The sequence below is a fragment of the Streptococcus sp. CF10-1 genome (genome assembly GCF_024295825.1).
Taxonomy (GTDB): domain Bacteria; phylum Bacillota; class Bacilli; order Lactobacillales; family Streptococcaceae; genus Streptococcus.
Map to the genome: position 1 here is coordinate 345700 of NZ_JANCPQ010000001.1, position 24332 is coordinate 370031.

Annotated in this window: 19 protein-coding genes and 1 tRNA gene; 17 read left to right on the forward strand and 3 right to left on the reverse strand. The window is 41.1% G+C overall.

Annotated elements, in window-relative coordinates; genetic code table 11:
- Positions 1–15: 15 nt before the first annotated feature.
- From topA to NMM25_RS01830, 15 genes are all read left to right on the forward strand, one after another.
- Positions 16–2103: a type I DNA topoisomerase gene (topA, locus tag NMM25_RS01760; protein ID WP_254735745.1), complete on the forward strand. Its 2088-nt coding sequence runs from the start codon at positions 16–18 to the stop codon at positions 2101–2103.
- Positions 2104–2209: 106 nt separating this feature from the next.
- Entirely contained in the window at positions 2210–2569 is a 360-nt protein-coding gene (locus NMM25_RS01765; RefSeq protein ID WP_001220358.1) for a YbaN family protein, read from the forward strand.
- A gap of 93 nt (positions 2570–2662) precedes the next feature.
- Positions 2663–3295, forward strand: coding sequence for a copper homeostasis protein CutC (locus tag NMM25_RS01770; RefSeq protein ID WP_254735746.1), 633 nt, complete (start codon positions 2663–2665; stop codon positions 3293–3295).
- 43 nt (positions 3296–3338) lie between these two features.
- Positions 3339–3995 (forward strand): MmcQ/YjbR family DNA-binding protein, encoded by a 657-nt coding sequence (locus tag NMM25_RS01775; protein ID WP_254735747.1) that lies wholly within the window; start codon positions 3339–3341, stop codon positions 3993–3995.
- Positions 3996–4310: 315 nt separating this feature from the next.
- Positions 4311–5873, forward strand: coding sequence for a 2-isopropylmalate synthase (locus tag NMM25_RS01780; protein ID WP_049479352.1), 1563 nt, complete (start codon positions 4311–4313; stop codon positions 5871–5873).
- 11 nt (positions 5874–5884) lie between these two features.
- Entirely contained in the window at positions 5885–6922 is a 1038-nt protein-coding gene (gene leuB, locus NMM25_RS01785) for a 3-isopropylmalate dehydrogenase (RefSeq protein WP_254735748.1), read from the forward strand.
- A complete protein-coding gene (locus NMM25_RS01790; protein WP_216732814.1) occupies positions 6919–7188 on the forward strand; it encodes a DUF1294 domain-containing protein in 270 nt (89 codons plus the stop codon). The genes leuB and NMM25_RS01790 overlap by 4 nt, the downstream gene beginning before the upstream one ends.
- A gap of 3 nt (positions 7189–7191) precedes the next feature.
- On the forward strand, positions 7192–8574 hold the full coding sequence (gene leuC / locus NMM25_RS01795) for a 3-isopropylmalate dehydratase large subunit (protein ID WP_254735749.1): 1383 nt from the start codon (positions 7192–7194) through the stop codon (positions 8572–8574).
- A gap of 9 nt (positions 8575–8583) precedes the next feature.
- On the forward strand, positions 8584–9177 hold the full coding sequence (leuD, locus tag NMM25_RS01800) for a 3-isopropylmalate dehydratase small subunit (protein ID WP_254735750.1): 594 nt from the start codon (positions 8584–8586) through the stop codon (positions 9175–9177).
- 25 nt (positions 9178–9202) lie between these two features.
- Positions 9203–9982 (forward strand): L-threonylcarbamoyladenylate synthase, encoded by a 780-nt coding sequence (locus tag NMM25_RS01805; protein WP_254735751.1) that lies wholly within the window; start codon positions 9203–9205, stop codon positions 9980–9982.
- Between the two features lie 198 nt (positions 9983–10180).
- Positions 10181–11167, forward strand: a complete 987-nt coding sequence (locus tag NMM25_RS01810) for a GMP reductase (RefSeq protein ID WP_254735752.1) — start codon at positions 10181–10183, stop codon at positions 11165–11167.
- Positions 11168–11234: 67 nt separating this feature from the next.
- Positions 11235–11306, forward strand: a tRNA-Arg gene (locus NMM25_RS01815).
- A gap of 172 nt (positions 11307–11478) precedes the next feature.
- Positions 11479–12177 (forward strand): ribonuclease III, encoded by a 699-nt coding sequence (rnc, locus tag NMM25_RS01820; protein ID WP_254735753.1) that lies wholly within the window; start codon positions 11479–11481, stop codon positions 12175–12177.
- Positions 12168–15707, forward strand: a complete 3540-nt coding sequence (gene smc, locus NMM25_RS01825) for a chromosome segregation protein SMC (protein WP_254735754.1) — start codon at positions 12168–12170, stop codon at positions 15705–15707. The genes rnc and smc overlap by 10 nt, the downstream gene beginning before the upstream one ends.
- Before the next feature lie 143 nt (positions 15708–15850).
- On the forward strand, positions 15851–16777 hold the full coding sequence (locus NMM25_RS01830) for a bifunctional riboflavin kinase/FAD synthetase (protein ID WP_254735755.1): 927 nt from the start codon (positions 15851–15853) through the stop codon (positions 16775–16777).
- Positions 16778–16860: 83 nt separating this feature from the next.
- Here the strand turns inward: NMM25_RS01830 and NMM25_RS01835 are convergent, their stop codons facing one another.
- The 3 genes from NMM25_RS01835 to NMM25_RS01845 are packed head-to-tail and all read right to left on the reverse strand — an operon-like array spanning position 16861 to position 18710.
- Positions 16861–17676: a TIGR03943 family protein gene (locus tag NMM25_RS01835; protein ID WP_254735756.1), complete on the reverse strand. Its 816-nt coding sequence runs from the start codon at positions 17674–17676 to the stop codon at positions 16861–16863.
- Positions 17673–18578, reverse strand: coding sequence for a permease (locus NMM25_RS01840; RefSeq protein WP_254735757.1), 906 nt, complete (start codon positions 18576–18578; stop codon positions 17673–17675). Before NMM25_RS01840 ends, NMM25_RS01835 begins: the two co-directional genes overlap by 4 nt.
- Positions 18579–18710 carry an SPJ_0845 family protein gene (locus tag NMM25_RS01845; protein ID WP_000268696.1) on the reverse strand — a complete coding sequence of 44 codons (132 nt, stop codon included), beginning with the start codon at positions 18708–18710 and terminating at the stop codon, positions 18579–18581. It lies immediately after the preceding gene.
- Positions 18711–19710: 1000 nt separating this feature from the next.
- Between NMM25_RS01845 and NMM25_RS01850 the strand changes: the two genes are divergently transcribed.
- Both NMM25_RS01850 and NMM25_RS01855 read left to right on the forward strand, forming a co-directional pair.
- A complete protein-coding gene (locus NMM25_RS01850; protein WP_000806988.1) occupies positions 19711–21702 on the forward strand; it encodes a site-specific DNA-methyltransferase in 1992 nt (663 codons plus the stop codon).
- A 3-nt stretch (positions 21703–21705) separates the two neighbouring features.
- Positions 21706–24315 carry a DEAD/DEAH box helicase family protein gene (locus tag NMM25_RS01855; protein ID WP_000142845.1) on the forward strand — a complete coding sequence of 870 codons (2610 nt, stop codon included), beginning with the start codon at positions 21706–21708 and terminating at the stop codon, positions 24313–24315.
- Positions 24316–24332: the final 17 nt, after the last annotated feature.

Below are 24332 nucleotides of genomic sequence, written 5' to 3' on the forward strand. Positions count from 1 at the left end.
AAAAGGTGTGATAGTGTGGCTACGGCAACAAAGAAGAAAAAATCAACAGTTAAAAAAAATCTAGTCATCGTGGAGTCGCCTGCCAAGGCGAAAACGATTGAGAAATATCTAGGCAGAAATTACAAGGTTTTAGCCAGTGTCGGGCATATCCGTGATTTGAAAAAATCCAGTATGTCAGTCGACATTGAAAATAACTATGAACCGCAGTATATCAATATCCGAGGAAAAGGTCCTCTCATCAATGACTTAAAAAAAGAAGCTAAAAAGGCCAATAAAGTCTTTCTAGCAAGTGACCCGGACCGTGAAGGAGAAGCGATTTCCTGGCATTTGGCTCACATTCTCAACTTGGATGAGAATGATGCCAACCGTGTAGTCTTTAATGAAATCACCAAAGACGCAGTAAAAAATGCCTTTAAAGAACCTCGAAAGATTGACATGGACTTGGTCGACGCCCAACAAGCTCGTCGTGTCTTGGACCGCTTGGTAGGGTATTCGATTTCGCCTATTTTGTGGAAAAAGGTCAAGAAGGGCTTATCAGCAGGGCGGGTGCAGTCTGTTGCCCTTAAGCTCATCATTGACCGTGAAAATGAAATCAATGCCTTCCAACCAGAAGAATACTGGACAATTGATGGTGTCTTTAAGAAGGGAACCAAACAATTTCAAGCTGCTTTCTATGGTATGAATGGCAAAAAGATGAAATTGACCACCAACGAAGAAGTCAAAGAAGTCTTGTCCCATTTGACTAGCAAAGATTTCACAGTAGACCAGGTAGATAAGAAAGAGCGCAAACGCAATGCGCCCCTACCCTATACGACTTCAACCATGCAGATGGATGCGGCTAACAAAATCAATTTCCGTACTCGAAAGACCATGATGGTGGCCCAGCAGCTTTATGAAGGAATCAATATCGGATCAGGCGTGCAAGGTTTGATTACCTATATGCGTACAGACTCGACTCGTATCAGCCCTGTGGCTCAGAACGAAGCGGCAAGCTACATTAACAACCGTTTTGGTAGCAAGTATTCCAAGCATGGTAGCAAGGTCAAGAATGCCTCAGGTGCTCAGGATGCACACGAAGCCATTCGTCCATCTAGTGTCTTTAATACACCAGAAAGCATCGCTAAGTACTTGGACAAAGACCAGCTCAAGCTCTATACCCTTATCTGGAACCGTTTTGTAGCTAGCCAGATGACGGGAGCTATTTTTGATACCATGGCTGTTAAGCTCTCTCAAAATGGGGTTCAGTTTGCGGCAAATGGTAGTCAAGTTAAGTTTGATGGTTATCTTGCTATCTACAATGACTCTGACAAGAACAAGATGTTGCCAGATATGGCTGTTGGAGATGTGGTCAAGCAGGTCAATAGCAAGCCAGAACAACATTTCACTCAACCGCCAGCTCGCTATTCGGAAGCGACTCTTATCAAGACCTTGGAAGAAAATGGAGTTGGCCGTCCGTCAACCTACGCTCCGACCATTGAAACCATCCAAAAACGTTACTACGTTCGTCTGGCTGCTAAACGTTTTGAACCGACAGAACTGGGAGAAATTGTTAACAAGCTCATCGTTGAATACTTCCCAGACATCGTCAATGTGACCTTCACAGCTGAAATGGAAGGAAAACTGGATGATGTCGAGGTTGGAAAAGAGCAGTGGCAACGTGTTATTGACGCCTTTTACAAACCATTCTCTAAAGAAGTAGCTAAGGCTGAATCTGAAATGGAAAAAATCCAGATCAAGGATGAGCCAGCTGGATTTGACTGTGAGGTTTGTGGCAGTCCAATGGTGATTAAGCTCGGTCGTTTTGGTAAATTCTATGCTTGTAGCAATTTCCCAGACTGCCGTCACACACAAGCTATTGTCAAAGAGATTGGAGTCGAGTGTCCAAGCTGTCATCAAGGACAAATCATCGAACGAAAAACAAAGCGTAATCGTATCTTCTATGGTTGCAATCGCTATCCAGAATGTGAATTTACTTCCTGGGACAAACCAATTGGACGTGATTGTCCAAAATGCGGACACTTCCTTGTGGAGAAAAAGGTCCGTGGCGGTGGTAAACAGGTTGTATGTAGTAATGGCGACTACGAGGAGGAAAAAATTAAATAAAATGCAGAGTCCTGAAAATAAATTTCAGGCTCTTTTTACTTGAAGCTTGACAAATTTCCTCACTTTGTGGGAAACTAGTATAAGATTATTTCAATTAGGAGAAGACATGCGTATTATTTACCTAAGTATTGGTTTTATTTCTTTAGCCTTGGCTCTTGTTGGGGTTGTCTTGCCCCTTTTGCCAACAACCCCCTTTCTTTTGTTAGCTATTGCTTGTTTTTCTAAATCTTCTAAGCGTTTTGAAGACTGGCTTTATCATACAAAGCTTTATCAGACCTATGTAGCTGACTTTCGTGAGACCAAGTCTATTGCGCGAGAACGAAAGAAAAAAATCATCGTTTCTATCTATATCTTGATGGGAATTTCTATCTATTTTGCTCCTCTTTTGCCAGTCAAAATCGGTCTGGGAGCCTTAACTATCTTTATCACCTACTATCTCTTTAAAGTCATTCCTGACAAAGAATAGATAAAAATAGTAGTTATTTGCCTTGATAAAAATGAAAGCATATTTAAAATAATATGATATAATGAATTCAAAGAAAACATCAAGGAGAATCAAATGATTTACGAATTTTGTGCTGAAAATGTGACCTTGCTTGAAAAAGCGATGCAGGCTGGAGCTCGTCGAATCGAACTTTGTGATAATCTAGCGGTTGGTGGAACAACACCTAGTTATGGAGTGACCAAGGCAGCGGTTGAACTGGCAGCTAACTACGATACGACCATTATGACCATGATTCGTCCCCGTGGTGGCGACTTTGTCTATAATGATATGGAAATAGCGATCATGCTAGAAGACATACGTTTGACTGCTCAGGCTGGAAGTCAAGGGGTTGTATTTGGGGCTTTAACTGCTGATAAAAAGTTGGATAAGCCTAATCTTGAGAAGCTGATTGCCGCATCTAAAGGAATGGAAATTGTCTTTCACATGGCCTTTGATGAATTAAGCGATGAAGACCAGTTGGATGCCATTGACTGGCTCAGCCAAGCTGGTGTTACCCGTATCCTAACTCGTGCTGGAGTATCTGGAGACTCGCTAGAGAAACGTTTAGCTCATTATCACAGAATTTTGGAACATGCTAAAGGTAAAATTGAAATTTTACCAGGTGGGGGGATTGACCTTGACAACCGTCAAACCTTTATCGACCAGCTGGGCGTGACACAATTGCATGGAACTAAGGTTGTCTTTTAAAAAATAGAAAGGAACTGCTAGCTTTTGGTAGCAGTTTTCACTTATGTTTGAAATTTTTAAATCTTACCAGTTTAATAAAGAAAAAGCTCATGCCTATGGTTTTGTAGAAAATGGGGAAGTCTGGACCTATAGTTGCCAGATTTTGCAGGGTGACTTTTTCATGACAGTCTCTATCACTCCTGATAATGTGAACTTTCAGGTCTTTGATCAAGAGATGGGTGACCTCTATCCTCAAGTACATATGGAAAGTATGAGGGGAAGTTTTGTCGGAAGTGTCCGTGAGGCTTGTTTGGAGATTCTCTACCAGGTTCGGAAGGCTTGCTTTGATGTACAGGATTTTATCTGCCCTCAGACTAAGCGTATCATGGATAAGGTTCAGGAAAAGTATGGTGATCGGTTGGAGTATCTGTGGGAAAAGTCGCCTGATACAGCTGTATTGCGCCATGAAGACAATCAAAAGTGGTATGCTGTTTTGATGAGAATCCCATGGGATAAGCTGGAAAAGGGCAGAGAAGGACTAGTCGAAGCAGTCAACCTCAAACACGACCAAGTATCTAATTTGCTTTCAAAAAAAGGCATTTATCCAGCCTTTCATATGAACAAACGCTACTGGCTTAGTCTGGCGCTTGATGATAGTTTGCAAGATGAAGAAGTGATAGAACTCATCGAAAGAAGTTGGAATTTGACTGTGAAAAAATAAGGAAAGTTACTTGAGTTTTCAAATACTTTCAATTAGCAAAATATTCTTTACTGAAGAAATTTTCAGAAAATAATGGATTTTTTTCTTGACAAGAGATTTTTCCTATGCTAGAATACTAAACAAGATATCAAACGAAGGAGAAAGTCAAACATGAAAACGGCTAAGTTTAATCAATTTGCTTTGTTGTTGAGGTACTCGGGCTAGTGCAAAAGCATTAGTCCTGTTTGGCTTACCAAGCGGGAGTAAATCAACATCTCGCTTGGGCTTCTGAGCGAGATGTTTTTTTAAAACCACATTTGGAAAAGGGGAAATCTTATGCGTAAAGTTGAATTTTTTGATACAAGCCTTCGTGATGGGGAACAAACACCTGGTGTTAACTTCTCAATAAAGGAAAAAGTTTCCATTGCAAGACAGCTGGAGAAATGGGGAATTTCTGTAATTGAAGCTGGTTTTCCGGCTGCTAGTCCAGATTCATTTATAGCCGTTCAAGAAATTGCTAGAGCCATGAAAAAAACAGCAGTGACAGGATTAGCTCGTTCTGTAAAATCTGATATTGATGCTTGTTATGAGGCGCTTAAGGATGCCAAGTATCCTCAAATTCATGTCTTTATCGCTACCAGTCCGATTCACCGCAAGTATAAGCTCAATAAGAGCAAGGAAGAGATTTTAGAAGCTATCAAGGAACATGTTTCTTATGCACGTTCTAAGTTTGAAATCGTCGAATTCTCTCCTGAAGATGCGACTAGAACAGAGTTGGATTTCCTCTTGCAAGTCGTTCAAACAGCGGTCGATGCAGGTGCATCTTATATCAATATCCCTGACACAGTTGGCTTTACGACCCCAGAAGAGTTTGCACGCATCTTTGATCACTTGACTGAAAATATTAAATCAGATCATAAAGTTGTCTTTGGTGTCCATTGTCACGATGATCTCGGTATGGCAACTGCAAATACTTTGACAGCAATTAAACACGGTGCTGGACGTGTCCAGGGAACTATTAATGGTATTGGTGAACGCGCAGGTAATGTTGCTCTTGAAGAAGTAGCTGTTGCTTTGAAGATTCGTGAGGATTTCTTCCAAGCAACTAGTGATATTGTTTTGGATGAAACAATGAATACGTCTGAAATGGTTTCTCGCTTCTCTGGTATTCCAGTTCCTAAAAACAAGGCTGTCGTTGGTGGTAATGCCTTCTCTCACGAGTCTGGTATTCACCAAGATGGAGTCCTTAAAAATCCTCTCACTTATGAGATCATCACACCTGAATTGGTCGGTGTTAAGAGCAATAGTCTTCCGCTTGGTAAATTGTCAGGTCGCCATGCCTTTGTTGAAAAACTAAGAGAACTGGCCCTAGATTTTACAGAAGAGGATATCAAACCACTCTTTGCTAAGTTCAAGGCGCTGGCGGACAAAAAGCAAGAAATTACAGATGCAGATATTCGAGCTCTGGTAGCTGGAACCATGGTTGAAAATCCAGAAGGATTCCACTTTGATGATTTACAACTTCAAACGCATGCAGACAATGACATTGAAGCGCTCGTTAGCCTGGCCAATATGGATGGTGAGAAAGTCGAATTCAATGCGACAGGGCAAGGTTCCGTTGAAGCGATCTTTAACGCTATCGATAAGTTCTTTAACCAATCTGTCCGCTTGGTGTCCTATACCATCGATGCAGTAACAGATGGAATCGATGCCCAGGCTCGTGTCTTGGTCACTGTTGAAAACAGAGATACCGAAACCATCTTTAATGCAGCAGGACTCGATTTTGATGTGTTAAAGGCTTCGGCTATTGCTTATATCAATGCTAATACCTTTGTTCAAAAAGAGAATGCAGGTGAGATGGGGCATAGCGTTTCCTACCGAGACATGCCTAGTGTGTAAAGGAGATGGCTATGACAAAGAAAATAGTAGCTCTAGCAGGGGATGGAATCGGTCCAGAAATCATGGAAGCTGGTTTAACGGTTCTGGAAGCTCTAGCTTCAAAAATAGGCTTTGACTATGAGATAGATAGATGCCCCTTTGGAGGTGCAGGTATTGATGCTGTAGGGCATCCCTTACCTGATGAAACCCTCAAGTCATGTAGAGAAGCAGATGCTATTCTCCTCGCGGCTATCGGTAGTCCTCAGTATGATGGGGCAACGATTCGGCCTGAACAAGGCTTGCTAGCTCTTCGGAAGGAACTCAATCTCTATGCTAATATTCGCCCCGTAAAAATCTTTGATAGTCTTAAGCATTTGTCACCACTTAAACCAGAACGAATTGCTGGTGTAGACTTTGTCGTGGTGCGTGAGTTGACAGGCGGGATTTACTTTGGTGATCATATTCTTGAAGAGCGCAAAGCGCGTGATATCAACGACTACAGCTATGAGGAAGTAGAGCGGATCATTCGCAAGGCATTTGAAATCGCAAGAAGTCGCAGAAAAATCGTTACTAGTATCGATAAGCAAAATGTTCTAGCAACATCAAAACTTTGGCGCAGAGTAGCTGAGGAAATCGCGCAGAATTTCCCAGATGTGACCTTGGAACACCAGTTGGTGGACTCAGCTGCTATGCTTATGATTACCAATCCTGCTAAGTTTGATGTCATTGTGACAGAGAATCTTTTCGGAGATATCTTATCTGATGAATCAAGCGTTCTATCAGGTACTCTTGGTGTTATGCCATCAGCCAGTCATTCTGAAAAGGGACCAAGTCTTTATGAGCCTATTCATGGTTCAGCACCTGATATTGCAGGTCAAGGAATTGCCAATCCTATCTCTATGATTTTGTCAGTTGCCATGATGTTGAGAGATAGTTTTGGACGTTATGAGGATGCAGAGCGTATCGAGCGTGCTGTTGAAGCTAGTTTAGCGGCTGGCATTTTAACAAGAGATATTGGAGGACAGGCTTTGACCAAGGAAATGACAGAAGCCATCATTGAAAGATTATGAAGATAAATGAAGGAATCACGCTTACCCTCTTGATTTGGAATTTGCTGGTTTTCTTGATTTATGGTATTGACAAATCCAAGGCAAGAAGAGGTGCTTGGCGCGTCCCAGAGAAAATCTTACTCATTTTAGCCCTTACTTGTGGTGGTTTTGGTGCCTGGTTGGCAGGAATCACCTTTCACCACAAGACTAGAAAATGGTATTTTAAAACAGTTTGGTTTCTCGGGATGGTAACTACACTAGTAGCCTTATATTTTATTTGGAGGTAATGGATGGCAGGAAAATCGATTTTTGATAAATTATGGGACCGTCATGTCATCACAGGAGAAGAAGGGCAACCCCAACTCATGTATGTGGACCAGCACTATATTCATGAAGTGACTAGTCCCCAAGCTTTTCAAGGATTACGAGATGCAGGCCGCAGATTGAGACGACCAGACTTGACATTTGGGACCTTTGACCACAATGTACCAACGGTCAACATCTATGATATTCGAGATGTGATTTCTAAGGCCCAAATTGATAAGCTTGCTGAAAATGTTGTGGAGTTTGGGATTGAACATGCTGCCCACGGTTCTGAAAAGCAGGGAATCGTTCACATGGTTGGTCCAGAGACAGGACGGACGCAACCAGGAAAATTCATCGTTTGTGGAGACAGTCACACAGCTACTCACGGAGCTTTCGGAGCTATAGCTTTTGGGATTGGGACCAGTGAGGTCGAGCATGTCTTTGCTACCCAGACACTCTGGCAAGTTAAACCCAAGAAAATGCTGGTAGAATTCACTGGTGTTCCTCAAAAAGGAGTATATTCTAAGGATTACATTCTCGCCTTGATTGCCAAGTACGGCGTTGCTTGTGGTGTAGGCTATGTGGTGGAATATCGTGGGCAAGCGATTGATGCACTGACCATGGAAGAGAGAATGACCATCTGCAATATGTCCATCGAGTTTGGCTCCAAGATGGGAATCATGAATCCAGATCAAACTACTTATGATTATCTCAAAGGACGAGAATGTGTTCCAGAGGATTTCGAGGAGGCAGTTGCCGACTGGAAGACGCTTGTCAGCGATGATGATGCTGTTTATGATAAGGTTATCCAGATGGATGTCTCAGACTTGGCTCCTATGGTGACCTGGGGAACCAATCCTGCTATGGGCGTCGACTTTGACAGTAGCTTCCCAGAAATTAAGGATATGAATGATGAACGAGCTTATCATTACATGAACTTGGAACCTGGTCAAAAGCCAGCGGACATTGAACTAGGATATATTTTTATCGGGTCTTGTACCAATGCTCGGCTCAGTGACCTACAACTAGCTGCGCGATTTGTAAAAGGGAAGAAGATTGCTCCCAATCTAACAGCAATTGTAGTGCCAGGATCGCGTCCTGTGAAACGAGCTGCGGAGAGATTGGGATTGGATAAGGTTTTCCTAGATGCTGGCTTTGAGTGGCGAGACCCAGGTTGCTCTATGTGCCTAGGGATGAATCCAGACAAGGTACCTGATGGGGTTCACTGTGCCTCAACCAGTAATCGCAACTTTGAAGATAGACAGGGATTTGGCGCTAAAACCCATCTCTGCAGTCCAGCCATGGCAGCTGCGGCAGCTATCGCAGGGCGTTTCGTAGATGTTCGACAGATGCCAGAAGCCCAGTAAGGAGAGGATATGGAGAAATTTACAGTTTATACGGGAACGACCGTTCCTCTCATGAATGATAACATCGACACCGACCAAATACTCCCCAAGCAGTTTCTCAAGTTGATTGATAAAAAAGGCTTTGGTAAGTACCTCATGTATGCTTGGCGTTATCTAGACGACAAGTATACTGAGGACCCAGACTTTGTCTTTAACCGACCTGAATACCGAAAAGCCAGTATCCTCATCTCAGGGGATAACTTTGGGGCAGGTTCTTCGAGAGAACACGCAGCTTGGGCTCTAGCCGACTATGGTTTTAAGGTCGTGATTGCAGGTTCTTTCGGGGACATTCATTACAATAATGAACTCAATAATGGTATGTTGCCTATTGTTCAGCCTAGAGAGGTTCGAGAGAAACTAGCCCAGCTACAACCAAGCGACCCAGTAACCGTGGACTTGGAACAGCAAAAAATCATTTCACCAGTTGGTGAATTCACTTTTGAAATCGATAGTGAATGGAAACACAAACTCTTAAATGGTTTGGATGATATCGGTATTACGTTGCAGTATGAAGATTTAATTGCTGCTTATGAAAAACAACGACCAGCCTATTGGCAGGATTAGAAAAAATAGAAAAGGAAATAGAACTATGACAAAACACATTCAATGGAACGGAACACTTTCACAAGAAGGCTATGACATTTTAAAAGGGGAGGGCGGTTGTATCGTTTGCCCTACAAAAGTCGGCTATATCATCATGACTAGCGACAAGGCAGGACTTGAGCGTAAGTTCGCAGCTAAAGAGCGTAACCGTAACAAACCAGGTGTAGTTCTCTGTGGTAGCATGGATGAGCTTCGCGCTTTAGCACAACTTAATCCAGAAATTGAAGCCTTCTACCAAAGACATTGGGACGAAGACATTCTCCTCGGTTGTATACTTCCATGGAAACCAGAAGCTTTTGAAAAGCTCAAAGCTTATGGGGATGGACGTGAAGAACTCATGACAGACGTGCGTGGAACGAGCTGTTTTGTCATCAAGTTTGGTAAAGCTGGTGAACAGTTGGCTGCTAAACTTTGGGAAGAAGGTAAAATGGTCTATGCCTCATCAGCCAACCCATCTGGAAAAGGAAATCGTGGTAAGGTGGAAGGGATTGGAGAACGTATTGAAGGAGCAGTGGACCTTGTCATCGAAGCAGACGACTATGTGGCATCTATCCAACCTGACAAAACGATTGAAACGCGCTACGAGCAAGGTGTGATGGTGTCTATGGTTGATAAAGACGGCAAACTAATCCCAGAACAAGGAGGAGCACGTTCAACTTTACCAGCGCCAGTTGTGATCCGCAAAGGGCTTGACATTGATAAAATCATGATGCACCTGTCAGATACCTTTAACTCATGGGACTACCGTCAGGGTGAGTATTACTAAGATTGAAGAAGAGGAGAGATTAGATTCTCTCCTCTTTCGCTCCCCTTTTTTAAGTAAAAACCGAACAATATAATTTTATTATTGAAAATATTTGACAAAAACTGTACTTTGGTTTATAATATGTCAAGGAAACGTCGGAAAAAGGCGTAGGGATGCGTAAGCATAGGTAGGTCATTACAAAAGAAACGAGACAGCGATATGTTAAATGAATTTCCAATTTTTGATTACGAAGATATTCAGTTGATCCCAAATAAATGTGTCATTAAAAGCCGTGCAGAAGCAGATACGAGTGTCACACTTGGAAATCACACTTTCAAACTACCTGTTGTGCCAGCAAATATGCAGACGATTTTGGATGAGAACGTAGCAGAACAACTGGCTAAAGGTGGCTACTTCTACATTATGCATCGTTTTGATGAGGCTGGGCGCATTCCTTTTATCAAACGCATGCACGATCAAGGGCTCATTGCTTCTATTTCAGTCGGTGTCAAGGATTACGAGTATGATTTTGTTAGCCAACTCAAGGCTGATGCTCCTGAGTATATCACGATTGACATTGCTCATGGACATGCGGATAGCGTGATTTCTATGATTCAACACATAAAGAAAGAATTACCATATACTTTTGTCATTGCTGGTAACGTAGGAACACCAGAAGCTGTGCGTGAATTGGAAAATGCTGGAGCGGATGCCACTAAGGTTGGAATCGGTCCTGGTAAGGTTTGTATTACCAAGGTCAAGACAGGTTTTGGTACAGGTGGCTGGCAGTTGGCAGCACTTCGCTGGTGTGCTAAAGCAGCGCGTAAACCGATCATCGCTGATGGTGGGATTCGTACTCATGGCGATATTGCCAAGTCTATCCGTTTCGGTGCCAGCATGGTCATGATTGGTTCCCTATTTGCAGGACATATTGAAAGCCCAGGAAAGACGATTGAAGTCGACGGCGAACAGTTCAAAGAATACTATGGTTCAGCTTCTCAATACCAAAAGGGAGCATATAAAAATGTGGAAGGTAAGCGCATCTTACTGCCTGCCAAAGGACACTTGCAAGATACCCTTACTGAGATGGAGCAGGACTTGCAAAGTGCCATTTCCTACGCAGGTGGACGAAAAGTTGCCGACCTTAAACATGTTGATTATGTTATCGTGAAAAACTCTATCTGGAACGGGGATGCATCTCACTAAGAGACACTTAGTCCACCAATAAAAAACTTGTTATTAGAGCAAATTTCTGTTATAATAAGACAAGTTTCCACCCTTAGTGTAATGGATATCACGTAAGATTCCGGTTCTTGAGATGGGGGTTCGATTCCCTCAGGGTGGATGTGAAAAGCCTATGAAAGCCTTAAATAAGGCTTTTTTCTTTATATTGCAACTAAAATTTAAAATTGTCTTCTAAAAAATGCTCAATTCCCTTCTAGTCCTGTTTTAAAGTGACTCAGAGGGCTTTTTTTGATATAATAAGAAGGACTGTTATCAGTTAGAAAGAGGTTGGTATGAAAGAATTACAAACTGTACTGAAGAAGCGTTTTGCAATTGAATTTGCAGATAAAAAGCTACTAGAAACTGCCTTTACTCATACGAGTTATGCCAATGAGCACCGCCTCTTAAAAATTTCACACAATGAGCGCTTGGAATTTTTAGGAGACGCTGTTCTGCAATTATTGATTTCAGAATATCTGTATAAAAAATATCCTAAGAAACCAGAGGGAGATTTGTCCAAGCTCCGTGCCATGATTGTCCGCGAGGAGAGTTTGGCTGGTTTTGCGCGTGATTGTCAGTTTAATCAGTTTATCAAGCTAGGAAAAGGGGAAGAAAAGTCTGGTGGGCGCAATCGTGACACCATTCTTGGCGATGCTTTTGAAGCCTTTCTGGGAGCATTGCTTTTAGACAAGGATGTTGCTAGAGTAAAAGAGTTCATCTATCAAGTCATGATCCCCAAGGTTGAAGCAGGTGACTTTGAAATGATTAAGGATTACAAGACACACCTTCAAGAGTTACTCCAGGTCAATGGAGATGTAGATATTCGCTACCAGGTGACCTCTGAGATGGGACCTGCTCATGATAAGGTCTTTGATGTAGAAGTCCTGGTTGAAGGAAAGAGTATTGGAAAAGGCCAAGGTCGTTCTAAAAAATTAGCAGAGCAAGAGGCCGCCAAAAATGCAGTTGAGAAAGGGCTGGGTTCATGTATTTAAAGGAAATTGAGATTCAGGGATTCAAGTCCTTTGCTGACAAGACCAAGATAGTCTTTGACCAAGGTGTGACAGCCGTCGTTGGTCCAAATGGATCTGGAAAGTCAAATATCACAGAAAGTCTGCGATGGGCCCTGGGGGAGTCCAGTGTCAAGAGCCTTCGTGGTGGCAAGATGCCTGACGTTATCTTTGCTGGGACAGAAAGTCGCAAACCACTCAATTATGCCTCTGTTGTCGTGACCTTGGATAATGAAGATGGTTTTATCAAGGATGCGGGGCAAGTCATTAAGGTAGAACGCCATATCTATCGTAGTGGAGATAGCGAGTATCGAATTGATGGCAAGAAAGTGCGCTTGCGTGATATTCATGACCTCTTCTTGGATACAGGTTTGGGACGGGATTCCTTCTCCATCATTTCCCAAGGGAAGGTTGAGGAGATTTTTAATTCTAAGCCAGAGGAACGCCGAGCTATTTTTGAAGAAGCTGCTGGAGTTTTAAAATACAAGACTCGTCGAAAAGAAACAGAAAGCAAACTGCAACAAACTCAAGACAATCTCGACCGCTTAGAAGACATTATCTACGAGTTGGACAATCAAATCAAGCCCCTTGCAAAACAAGCCGAGAATGCTCGCAAGTTTCTCGACTTGGATAGTCAACGCAAGGCAATTTACTTGGATGTACTGGTTGCTCAAATCAAGAAAAACAAGGCTGAACTAGAGCTGACAGAAGAAGAGCTAACGCAGGTTCAGGAACTTTTGACTAGCTATTACCAAAAGCGTGAAGAGTTAGAAGAGGAAAATCAAACTCTTAAAAAGAAACGCCAAGATCTTCAAGCTGAAATGGCTAAAGATCAAGGAAGCTTAATGGATTTGACTAGTTTGATCAGTGACTTAGAGCGAAAACTAGCCCTGTCCAAACTGGAATCTGAGCAAGTAGCCCTTAATCAACAAGAAGCGCAAGCCCGTTTGGCGACTCTGGAAGATAAGAGAAAGGCTCTAAGTAAGGAAAAGGCTGAAAAAGAAGCGAACTTGGAACAGTTAGAGAAAAGTCTAGCAGCAAACAACAAGGAACTCAATCGCCTAGAAGCAGAGTTGTTGGCATTTTCTGACGATCCTGACCAGATGATCGAGCTCTTGCGTGAACGTTTTGTGGCTCTTTTACAAGAAGAAGCGGATGTCTCAAACCAGTTGACCCGCATCGAGAATGAACTGGAGAACAGCCGTCAGCTGTCTCAAAAACAAGCAGATCAACTTGAGAAACTGAAAGAACAACTGGCTACAGCTAAAGAGAAGGCTAGTCAGCAAAAGGATGAGCTTGAAACTGCCAAGGAGAAAGTTCAGAAATTATTGGCAGACTACCAAGCTAGTGCCAAGGAACAAGAGGAGCAGAAAGTTTCTTACCAAGCCCAGCAGAGCCAACTCTTTGACCGTCTGGACAGTCTCAAAAACAAGCAGGCTCGAGCCCAGAGTTTGGAAAATATCCTAAGAAATCATAGCAATTTTTATGCGGGTGTTAAGAGTGTTCTTCAAGAAAAAGATCGCTTAGGTGGGATTATTGGTGCAGTCAGTGAGCATCTAACTTTTGATGTACATTATCAAAATGCCCTAGAAATTGCGCTTGGAGCTAGCAGTCAGCATATCATCGTAGAAGATGAAAACGCGGCAACCAAGGCAATTGATTTCCTCAAACGTAACAGAGCTGGTCGTGCGACCTTCCTTCCTTTGACAACGATTAAGGCGCGTACAATATCTAGTCAGAATCAAGATGCTATCGCTGCAAGTCCAGGATTTCTGGGTATGGCTGATGAGTTGGTGTCGTTTGACAAGAGACTAGAAGCTATTTTCAAGAACTTGCTAGCAACGACAGCAATTTTTGATACTGTAGAACATGCACGTGCCGCAGCTCGTCAAGTTCGCTATCAGGTTCGCATAGTGACGCTTGATGGTACCGAATTGCGTACAGGTGGTTCCTATGCGGGTGGTGCCAATCGTCAAAACAACAGTATTTTCATCAAGCCAGAGCTGGAGCAATTACAAAGAGAAATTGCTGAAGAAGAAGCTAGTCTGCGTTCAGAAGAAGCGAGTTTGAAGACCTTGCAAGATGAGATGGCGGAATTGGCAGAAAGATTAGAAGCTATCAAGTCTCAGGGTGAGCAAGCTCGTATTCAGGAGCAAGGTTTGTACCTCGCCTATCAACAAACCAATCAGCAGGTCGAAGAGTTAGAAACGCTCTGGAAGCTTCAAGAAGAGGAATTAAATCGCCTTACTGAGGGAGATTGGCAAGCGGACAAGGAAAAATGCCAAGAGAGTCTCGCTACTATCGCCAGTGAAAAGCAAAATCTGGAAGCTGAGATTGAAGAGATTAAGTCTAATAAAAATGCTATTCAAGAACGCTATCAAAACTTGCAGGAACAGATTTCTCAAGCGCGCTTGCTTAAGTCCGAACTGCAAGGACAGAAGCGGTACGAAGTTACTGATATTGAACGCTTAGGCAAGGAACTGGATAATCTGGATATCGAACAAGAGGAAATTCAGCGCCTTCTCCAAGAAAAGGTTGATAATCTTGAGAAAGTGGATACGGATTTGCTAAGTCAGCAGGAGGAAGAGGCCAAAACTCAGAAAACAAACCTCCAACAAGGTTTGATTCGTAAGCAGTTTGAGTTGGATGATATTGAAGGTCAGCTAGATGATATTGCCAGTCATTTGGATCAGGCTCGCCAGCAGAACGAGGAGTGGATTCGTAAACAAACACGTGCTGAAGCTAAGAAGGAAAAGATCAGCGAACGCTTGCGCCATCTACAAGGTCAGTTGACAGACCAGTACCAGATTAGCTACAATGAGGCTCTAGAAAAGGCTCATGAACTGGAAAATCTCAATCTGGCGGAGCAAGAGGTTAAAGATCTTGAGAAGGCTATTCGCTCACTGGGTCCAGTCAATTTGGATGCTATTAAGCAATATGAAGAAGTCCATAACCGCTTGGAATTTCTAAATAGTCAGAGAGATGATATTCTGTCTGCGAAAAACCTGCTCCTTGAGACCATCACAGAGATGAATGATGAGGTTAAGGAACGCTTTAAATCAACCTTTGAAGCTATTCGTGAGTCCTTTAAAGTGACTTTTAGACAGATGTTTGGTGGAGGTCAGGCAGACTTGATATTAACTGAGGGCGATCTTTTAACAGCTGGTGTGGAGATTTCTGTTCAACCACCAGGTAAGAAAATCCAGTCTCTCAACCTCATGAGTGGTGGTGAAAAAGCCCTATCGGCTCTGGCCTTGTTGTTCTCTATCATTCGAGTCAAGACGATTCCTTTTGTTATCTTGGACGAGGTAGAGGCGGCGCTAGACGAAGCCAATGTCAAACGTTTCGGGGATTACCTCAACCGCTTTGACAAGGATAGTCAGTTTATCGTCGTGACCCACCGTAAAGGGACCATGGCGGCAGCGGATTCTATCTATGGAGTTACCATGCAAGAATCAGGTGTGTCCAAGATTGTTTCGGTTAAGTTAAAAGACTTAGAAGAAACAGTAGACTAGTTACCAACCGATAGCATCTCTTAGGAGGTGCTATTTTTTGAAACTAAAGCCCTAAATTTTCTCTTACGGTCATTTCAGGCGCAAAAAACGACATTTGGGATTTCCTCTTAGCGAAAAGACTTTCTCTATGATATAATAGTTTCATGATTACAACAGTACCTATTAAGAACGAAAAAGATATTGCAGTACCGGGTAAAACAGTCCTTGTACTAGGTTATTTTGATGGCATCCACAAGGGACATCAGAAACTCTTTGAAGTAGCCAGTAAGGCTTCTATGAAGAATTATCTGCCAGTTGTCGTGATGACCTTTACAGAGTCGCCAAAACTTGCCTTACAACCTTACCAACCTGAGCTCATGCTTCACATCGTTAATCACGAGGAACGGGAGCACAAGATGAAGTGGCACGGAGTAGAGGCTCTTTTCTTACTAGACTTCAGTAGCAAATTTGCTAGTTTAACGGGTCAAGAATTCTTTGATACATATGTTAGAGCTTTAAAACCAGCAATTATCGTAGCAGGATTTGATTATACGTTTGGTTCAGATAAGAAAACTGCGGATGACCTGAAGGATTATTTTGATGGAGAGATTATCATTGTTCCTCCGGTTGAGGATGAGAAGGGCAAGATCAGTTCCACACGGATTCGCCAAGCTATTCTTGATGGAGATGTCAAGGAAGTCAATCATCTACTCGGCACACCGCTTCCAACCCGTGGGATGGTCGTTCACGGAAATGCTCGTGGGCGCACTATCGGTTATCCAACAGCCAATCTGGTTCTAAGAGATCGAACTTATATGCCAGCAGATGGTGTTTACGTAGTCGATATAGAAGTACAACGTCAAAGATATCGTGGGATGGCGAGCGTTGGAAAAAATGTTACCTTCGATGGAGAAGAGCCACGTTTTGAAGTCAATATTTTTGACTTTTCAGATGATATTTACGGAGAGACCGTCATGGTCTACTGGCTAGACCGTGTCCGCGATATGGACAAATTTGACTCCATAGAAGAACTCGTAGACCAACTCCAGAAAGACGAAGAGATTGCTCGGAACTGGAAGGATGGAGAGTGAGAGTTTGCTATCAATTCGAAAGAGTAGATAGAATGAAATTCATATAATGGACAAAAAAAGTAGCCTTGTCAGGCTACTTTTTATTAAAACACACGATAGACATAAGGATTTTCTGGTTTGTCTACTTTTGTGAAACTCTCAACCTCCAGTGTTGGGAGTTTTTGTTTGAGCTCTTTATGGTAGTGGAGAGTCAGGGTTCCTCTAGCGGTGATCCAAGCATTGTCAGGATACTGGCGTGAGTTCCCCTTGGTCAGGAGTCCATATACACCAGAATCGGCGATACAGTGGATGATCCCAAAGCGAAAGAGGAACTGGCTATCTGGATGGCTAGGATCGTTATAAACAAAGCCTGTAAACTCGATTTTCTTTCCTTCAAACTCTTGTGGATAGTCATAGAGAACTTCCATGACCTCCATATAGTTATCGTCTGTAATTTGAATGGTTGGCTGGGAGAGGTATTTGTCAGCTGTAGTCCTCATTTCCTTTTCATAAGCAGATTTGGAAAAATAGGTACTGGTATCGGGTTTGAGGTATTGACTGGATGTGCCTTCGCTTGCCTGAATAGCAGTATCGATTCCCTCAGCAAGTGGGAAATGATATCCTTTGGCAGATACGGTTCTCGAGTCCAAACTTACTGTCGGAAAGGCAACTCCAATCAAGAGAGGTAGCGACAGTAAAAAGAAGCTGATTCGTCTAGCTCGACGACTTTCCAAATGGCTGTGAGAGTTGATTTTCTTAATCCAGATGTAGAATTGGACCAGAGCCAACAGAAGAGAAAGGACCATAGAGATATAGACTAGATAGGAATAGTGGAGGTTAATGTAGTGACTGAGCTTGCCAGATAGCTGCAGGTAAAGGGTCAGAGCAAAATAACCTAGTAGAATGATAAATCGGATCATAGCATCACCCCCAACATGTAAGAATAAAGCAAGACAAGCACTGTCACGATGCCCATGAATTGGCAGATGAAGCGTGCTTTTAGATAGTGTTTCATCATGAGGAGATTTTTGATATCAAGCATGGGGCCAATGACCAGAAAAGCAAGGACTGGCGCTAGGCCGAAGCTCGAGAGGAGAGAAGCACCGATAAAGGCGTCCGCCTCGCTACAAAGAGAGAGGAGAAAGGCTAGAAACATGAGCAAGAGAATCGCAAGGACTGGACTTGCGCTGATAGAGGTCAAGATCCGAGTCGGGACATAGACCTGCACGATAGCCGCAAAGAGACAGCCAAAGACCAAGTAACGCCCCATATCGAAAAACTCATCAATAGCTTGTATGAAGACCTGAAATACTTTTCTAGCGGGACCCAAGTGTGAAAAGTCATGTTCATGGCAAGCGATAGGATTCTCTTTTTGAATGGGTTCCTTCCAGAAAAATCCTAGGAAAATCCCCAGAATCAAAGCAATCACAATAGCTCCCAGAGCTCGCAAGAAGGCAAGTTTTATTGAATTGCCAAAGGCAGAATATGTGGCTAAAAGAACGATAGGATTGATAATGGGAGCAGTCACCAGAAAAGGAACGGCCGTGTAGCTGGGCACTTTCTTTTCCAAAAAACGATTGATAATCGGAACGATTCCACATTCGCAAGAAGGAAAGAGAAAGCCAATGAAGGTACCAAAAAAGATCCTCCCCCAACGATTGCGAGGAAGAAACTCATAAACTTTATCAGGTGTGATATAGACCTCAATCAACCCCGAAATGAGACTCCCAATCAGGACAAAAGGAAGGGCTTCAATCATGATGGAGAGAAAAATAGCTCCCGCTTGTAATACACTAGGAGGAAGAGATTGGAAAACAGTCATCTATTTTTTCTTCTCAACTTTTTCTTTTTTATCTTTGTCATCTGGGAAAGTGACCTGTGTTAAGTCAGGAAGTTTTGCGAATTCTTCAAACATCTTGTCCAAATCATCCGTTTTTGTAAATTTAACAGCCATGGGCCTACCTCTTTTCTATATTCTATCTCTATTATACTATTATTTTGTGGAAAAGGGATTATTTTGATAATCAAAGAGGTAAAAAAGGGTAGGACGAAACAAGGGCTGTCCCTTATGGTATAATATCCATACCTCTGATACTTTCTTTGAGTAGTTAGCCAAACTTTTTGTTCAGTAATATACCTATTTGCTGATTAATTTCTATTGTGGTGTTAATTTCATAAACTTCAGTGTGTTTGATGAACTACTCAAAACTTATTACCGCAAAATCAATAACGCCGTTTTTAGCAGTTAGATTGTTAATAAACACTGGTAAGTTGATTGCTGGTAGGCATCCTATAAATTCGGTGCAGATCCATTTTGGTATCAATGCCCAAAAGTTTTGTTGGTTGATTTTATTGCCAAGTTTGACTAATTCTGTTTAACGTTATAGTCGTTCATAATTTCTTTATTAATTAATTTATTAATACTCGAGAAGGATTACTCTGTTTGTTAAGGAAATCAAGCTTTTTTTATGTAAGATTTACAGTCTGGAAATAAATCTCCAAATTCGAATTGAAAGAGTATCTTGAGGAGAAAAATCCGATATATGGGCAGACAATGGTGTTTTAGAGTGTGGATTATTGGGGAAAGTATATTACAGGCTAAAAGGTTGATTGCTATCTTCAAAGATTTTACTTCATCTGAATACTCAAGCAGACAAGTGCATCTTAGGAATTTTATCGTTACTTGAATCATGAAACATCTGAAATTTTTTTCATCAACTTGCTTCCATTCTAACTTAAAATTATTAAAAAGAGATAGCTTGATTCTTTCTCTAGTTTTTTGAAGAAATTGGAAGTTCGTAAGCAACAAGAAGATTGTGAGAACTGACTCAAAATATGCTATAATAGAATCAGAAAAATTTGAAAAACCCGAAGGGTACCCTTCCTTTATTATATTCATAATAAAGGAATCCTATCAGTCCTTCGCTAAATTATAACTGAAAGGTGAACTTTATATGAAACAAGAACTGGAACACCTTCTGGCACAAAATGACACCTTTATGGTGGAAGGTGTGATCAATAAGAATAAATTAGCAGTGCTTGCAAGACAATATAATCCTGAACTTCTTAATATCTTGATGAGTGATGAAAAAATCTCTAATCACTTCTTTTCTAAGCTGGAGACAGGTATTCTCGTCTTTAAGAAGGATGTCTTTTTACAGTTTCTCAACAACAAGGAGTTCTTACCAGATAGCTTTACCGCGTATAAAACTAAAATTGGGTTAGCGACAGGTGAGAAGTACCTGTCTGAAAACAATGATGTTGTATTGAATTTTCCATACAAAGATTGCATACTTGAGGGTGGACAGACTAAGGATGATGCTAAACGTCAAGAGATTTTCTTTAACGAAACGCTTGCACCAACGGAAATTAATCGTTTACTGGATGATAAGGTTTTGACCAACTTTAAACGCTATGACGAAACTGGCGAGCATAACGTGGAAGAGATAAAAGATACTGATAATCTTATCATTAAAGGGAATAATCTTATCGCTTTGCATAGTTTGAAAAAACGCTTTGCTGGAAAAGTTAAGTTGATTTATATTGATGTTCCTTACAATACAGGGAATGATAGTTTCAGATATAATGATAGTTTTAATCATTCATCGTGGTTAACTTTTATGAAAAATAGATTAATAATTTCAAAAAAGCTACTGTCAATAGATGGCTTAATATTTGTACAATGCGATGATAATGAACAAGCATACTTAAAAGTTATGATGGATGAGATTTTTGGTAGTGAAAATTTTATAAATTGTATTGCTGTAAAAATGAGTGAAGCAAGTGGTGTAAAAATGAATCACGCTAAATCTAGAATGCCTAAACTAAAAGAATATATTTTATTGTACAAAAAAGAAGGTTTTAGAGAATTCAATGAAATAGATAAGTATCGAGTAGATACTTGGGATAATGAAAATAATATATTTTTGGAGAATTTTTCTATTACTGATAGGCAAAGATTAATAGATATTGAAACTCAGGATGAAAATAGTGATGAAGAAGTGTTTGAAGCTAACGAAATACTTAGAGATGTTATAAAAGTGTCTTTATCTGATAAGATAAAGGAGATGAACTTTAAAGACGAGGATGATAAAAACAATTGGTTGTTTGAAAACAGTTATAGAATCGTCAAAACTGCAGGCTCTTCTGGTTATGCTAAGATTGTTAAGTCTTTAGAAAGTATACCAGACCAACAATTGGCTTCAGCACTGTCTAAGAAAAAAACAATTTTTTATTATATTACAGAATTTAACCGAGAAACGAAGCAACCACGGCTACAAGTTATTTTTGCAGATTCGAATATTTTCAAAAATCCATGCGATTTTTGGCAAGATATAAAAACAACAGGAGCGATAGCAAACGAAGGAGGAGTTCAATTACCTAATGGCAAAAAGCCTGAAAAACTTCTTCAGCGAATAATAAAAATGTCAACAAAGGAATCAGATGTAGTTCTCGACTATCATTTGGGGAGTGGAACAACAGCTGCAGTTGCTCACAAGATGAACCGTCAGTATATTGGTATTGAGCAGATGGATTATATTGAAGAACTAGTTGTTAATCGTCTCAAAAATGTAATTAATGGTGAGCAAACGGGAATCTCAAAAGATGTCAATTGGACTGGTGGTGGAAGTTTTGTCTATGCTGAATTGAAAAACGATGCTCAAGACTTCAAAAATGCCATTATCCAAGCGATAACGACAGAAGAATTATTAGAACTGTTTGAGCTTGCGAAAAAATCTTCCTTCTTATCTTATCGCATTGACCCTAAAAAACTGAAAGCAAATGAATTCGAAAAGCTTTCCTTAGCAGAACAAAAGCAAATTATGTTTGAGATTATTGATAATAACAATCTTTACGTGAATTACTCGGATATTGACGATATTGATTACGGGATTTCCGCTCAAGATAAAAAGCTCAATCATGCTTTCTACGGAAAGGAACAGTAAGCTATGACTTTCATTTACGAAACTTATGATACGGTCAGTCGGTCAGGCTTCAAAAACTTTCGAGTAGATTTGCCAGATTACATTACTAAAAACCTGAAACACTCTTTGCGTCTTTATCAAGAGGAAGCGATTGGACGCTATTTATACTATAAATCAGATGAAAATCGTGCGATTCCAGAGCAAGTCCTCTACAATATGGCGACTGGTTCTGGGAAGACGCTTTTGATGGCGGCGGTTATCTTGGAAAAGTACCAGCAAGGCGAGCGAAACTTCATCTTCTTTGTCAATAACGACAATATTCTTACCAAAACCAAGGATAATTTCTTGGTGAGCTCTTCTGGTAAGTACCTTTTTGCGGACAAGATTGTCATGGACGGGCAAATCGTGACAGTTCGTGAAGTGATGGATTTTTCAGATAGTCGTGAAGATAGTATCAATATCGTTTTCACCACCATCCAAAAACTCCACCAAGACCTGAATACGCCACGAGAAAATCGTCTGTCTTATGAGCAGTTCAAGGATATTTCTGTTGTCATGTTGGCGGATGAAGCCCATCACTTGAATGCTGGATTGGATACAAACGAGAAAAAAGACAACACTAGCTGGACGTCTACCATTGAAGCTATCCAGAACACCGCTAAAAAATCCAGTATTTTTGAGTTTACGGCAACGATTGACCTAACAAATCCAACCTTAGCTCAAAAGTACGAAAAATCCTTACTTTTCAAATATGATTTGAAGGAATTTCGACTGGATAAATATTCAAAAGATGTTCTCTTTCATCTGGTGGATGGCGAAATCAATAATCGTATGTTGCAGGCTATTATCATCAGCCAATATCGCAAGAAAATAGCGCTAAAAAATGGCATCAATCTGAAACCTTTGGTTATGTTCAAATCGCAGAAGATTGCTGAGAGCCAAGAAAACTTAGATGCTTTTTTAAGCTTGCTCGAAAATCTTACTCCAGCAGATATTCAAGCGCAACGTGAGCTTGTTTCAGAAATGGATGAAAAATCCAGTATCTTAAAAAAAGTGTTTGCTTACTTCGAGACAGTTGGCATTTCTGATGCTGACTTGATTGCAGAGCTTCAGGAAGATTTTCGAAAAGAACGTCTGCTATTAGTGGACGGGAAAAACAAGAACAAAGACAGACTCACTCTCCTCAATACCTTGGAACAACCAACAAATGAAATCCGTGCGATCTTTGCCGTGGATATGCTTAATGAAGGCTGGGACGTTCTCAATCTTTTCGATATCGTCCGTCTTTATGACACCCGTGATGGTAAGACTACAAAAAACGGATTTGTCGCTGGGAAAACCACCAATACCGAGAAGCAGTTGATTGGCCGTGGTGCTCGTTATTATCCTTTTGTGATTGGAGATAATTTTGATGAAAAATACACTCGAAAGTTTGATGAGAATGAAAACAACGAACTTCGAGTGATTGAACAACTTCATTATCATTCTGCGAACAACCCTCGCTATATTTCAGAACTCAAGCAAGTCTTGCGCGAATCTGGGATTTATGATGACCAAAATCTGGAAGAACGTGAGCTCAAACTTAAGGAGTCTTTCAAGAAAACTCGAACCTACACAGATGGCGTCGTTTGGATGAATAAACGCCTCTCTTATGAGCAGCTACTTGAACAACGTCAAGGAAGTCTATTTGATACGAATTTCATCCCCAAATCTTTCGAAGTCAAACTCCCAACCCACGGTGTGCGAGATATTGAGGCATTTGATGAAGGAAATTATGTTTCGGAATCATTAGAGGCGATTACCTTCAAATTCGGCAAAGTTATCAGCAACAATATTGTCAGAACGGCTATCAATCGCAATAAAAAGTTCTCGTTCGATAATCTACAGAGAGCCTTTGTAGGATTGTCAAATGTTGTTGGATTTATCAATATGCTTTCAGATATTGATATGCGAGTGGAGTCTCAGTACAAACTAGTGGAGGATTTAACTCCAGACGATAAACTATACATCACGGAAAAACTTCTCCATCACATTGAAAAAGATTTAATTGCGACCGAAGAGCGATACTTTGGTTCTGAAAAATTTGAACAGTATAAGATCAAAGACTTGTTCGCAGATACTATCCTGCGTAAATACACCATTCAATCTGGTAGCGATAAAGAAATGGGACTATCGCAAAAAGATCCGAATAATAGAATTTATGTCAATTTAGATGCGCTAGATTGGTATGCTTATGATGACAATTATGGAACGAATGAAGAAAAATACTTAATTAAGGCTCTCCAAGATGTCATGGCAGACCTAGAAGAAAAATGGACGGATATTTACTTGCTTCGAAATGAAAAAGCCGTGCGGATTTATAGCTTCGATAAAGGGCGAGCCTTTGAGCCAGACTTTCTGATGTTTGCGAACGACAAGAAGACTGGTAATGCTTCATGGCAGATTTTCATCGAGCCAAAGGGAGCTCAATTAATTGCGACAGATAGCTGGAAAGAAGATTTCTTGCTACAAATCTCTGAGCTAGATGAGGCGAGAACGCTAGTTGATGATGATCGTTATCGTATTGTAGGTTTGCCGTTCTTCAATGAGATGATAAGTAAGGACGAGGTCAAGGAACAACTACGGACACTTTAATACATATCTTGAGTAGG

What these genes read in the sequence shown, in the direction of transcription:
- NMM25_RS01775 (WP_254735747.1), top strand. Translation starts at nt 3,339, where the DNA reads ATGTTTGAAATTTTTAAATCTTACCAGTTTAATAAAGAAAAAGCTCAT.
- leuD (WP_254735750.1), top strand. Translation starts at nt 8,584, where the DNA reads ATGGAGAAATTTACAGTTTATACGGGAACGACCGTTCCTCTCATGAAT.
- NMM25_RS01840 (WP_254735757.1), bottom strand. Translation starts at nt 18,578, where the DNA reads ATGACTGTTTTCCAATCTCTTCCTCCTAGTGTATTACAAGCGGGAGCT.
- smc (WP_254735754.1), top strand. Translation starts at nt 12,168, where the DNA reads ATGTATTTAAAGGAAATTGAGATTCAGGGATTCAAGTCCTTTGCTGAC.
- NMM25_RS01770 (WP_254735746.1), top strand. Translation starts at nt 2,663, where the DNA reads ATGATTTACGAATTTTGTGCTGAAAATGTGACCTTGCTTGAAAAAGCG.
- NMM25_RS01855 (WP_000142845.1), top strand. Translation starts at nt 21,706, where the DNA reads ATGACTTTCATTTACGAAACTTATGATACGGTCAGTCGGTCAGGCTTC.
- rnc (WP_254735753.1), top strand. Translation starts at nt 11,479, where the DNA reads ATGAAAGAATTACAAACTGTACTGAAGAAGCGTTTTGCAATTGAATTT.
- NMM25_RS01830 (WP_254735755.1), top strand. Translation starts at nt 15,851, where the DNA reads ATGATTACAACAGTACCTATTAAGAACGAAAAAGATATTGCAGTACCG.
- NMM25_RS01765 (WP_001220358.1), top strand. Translation starts at nt 2,210, where the DNA reads ATGCGTATTATTTACCTAAGTATTGGTTTTATTTCTTTAGCCTTGGCT.
- NMM25_RS01810 (WP_254735752.1), top strand. Translation starts at nt 10,181, where the DNA reads ATGTTAAATGAATTTCCAATTTTTGATTACGAAGATATTCAGTTGATC.
- leuC (WP_254735749.1), top strand. Translation starts at nt 7,192, where the DNA reads ATGGCAGGAAAATCGATTTTTGATAAATTATGGGACCGTCATGTCATC.
- NMM25_RS01805 (WP_254735751.1), top strand. Translation starts at nt 9,203, where the DNA reads ATGACAAAACACATTCAATGGAACGGAACACTTTCACAAGAAGGCTAT.
- NMM25_RS01790 (WP_216732814.1), top strand. Translation starts at nt 6,919, where the DNA reads ATGAAGATAAATGAAGGAATCACGCTTACCCTCTTGATTTGGAATTTG.
- NMM25_RS01780 (WP_049479352.1), top strand. Translation starts at nt 4,311, where the DNA reads ATGCGTAAAGTTGAATTTTTTGATACAAGCCTTCGTGATGGGGAACAA.
- leuB (WP_254735748.1), top strand. Translation starts at nt 5,885, where the DNA reads ATGACAAAGAAAATAGTAGCTCTAGCAGGGGATGGAATCGGTCCAGAA.
- NMM25_RS01835 (WP_254735756.1), bottom strand. Translation starts at nt 17,676, where the DNA reads ATGATCCGATTTATCATTCTACTAGGTTATTTTGCTCTGACCCTTTAC.
- NMM25_RS01850 (WP_000806988.1), top strand. Translation starts at nt 19,711, where the DNA reads ATGAAACAAGAACTGGAACACCTTCTGGCACAAAATGACACCTTTATG.
- NMM25_RS01845 (WP_000268696.1), bottom strand. Translation starts at nt 18,710, where the DNA reads ATGGCTGTTAAATTTACAAAAACGGATGATTTGGACAAGATGTTTGAA.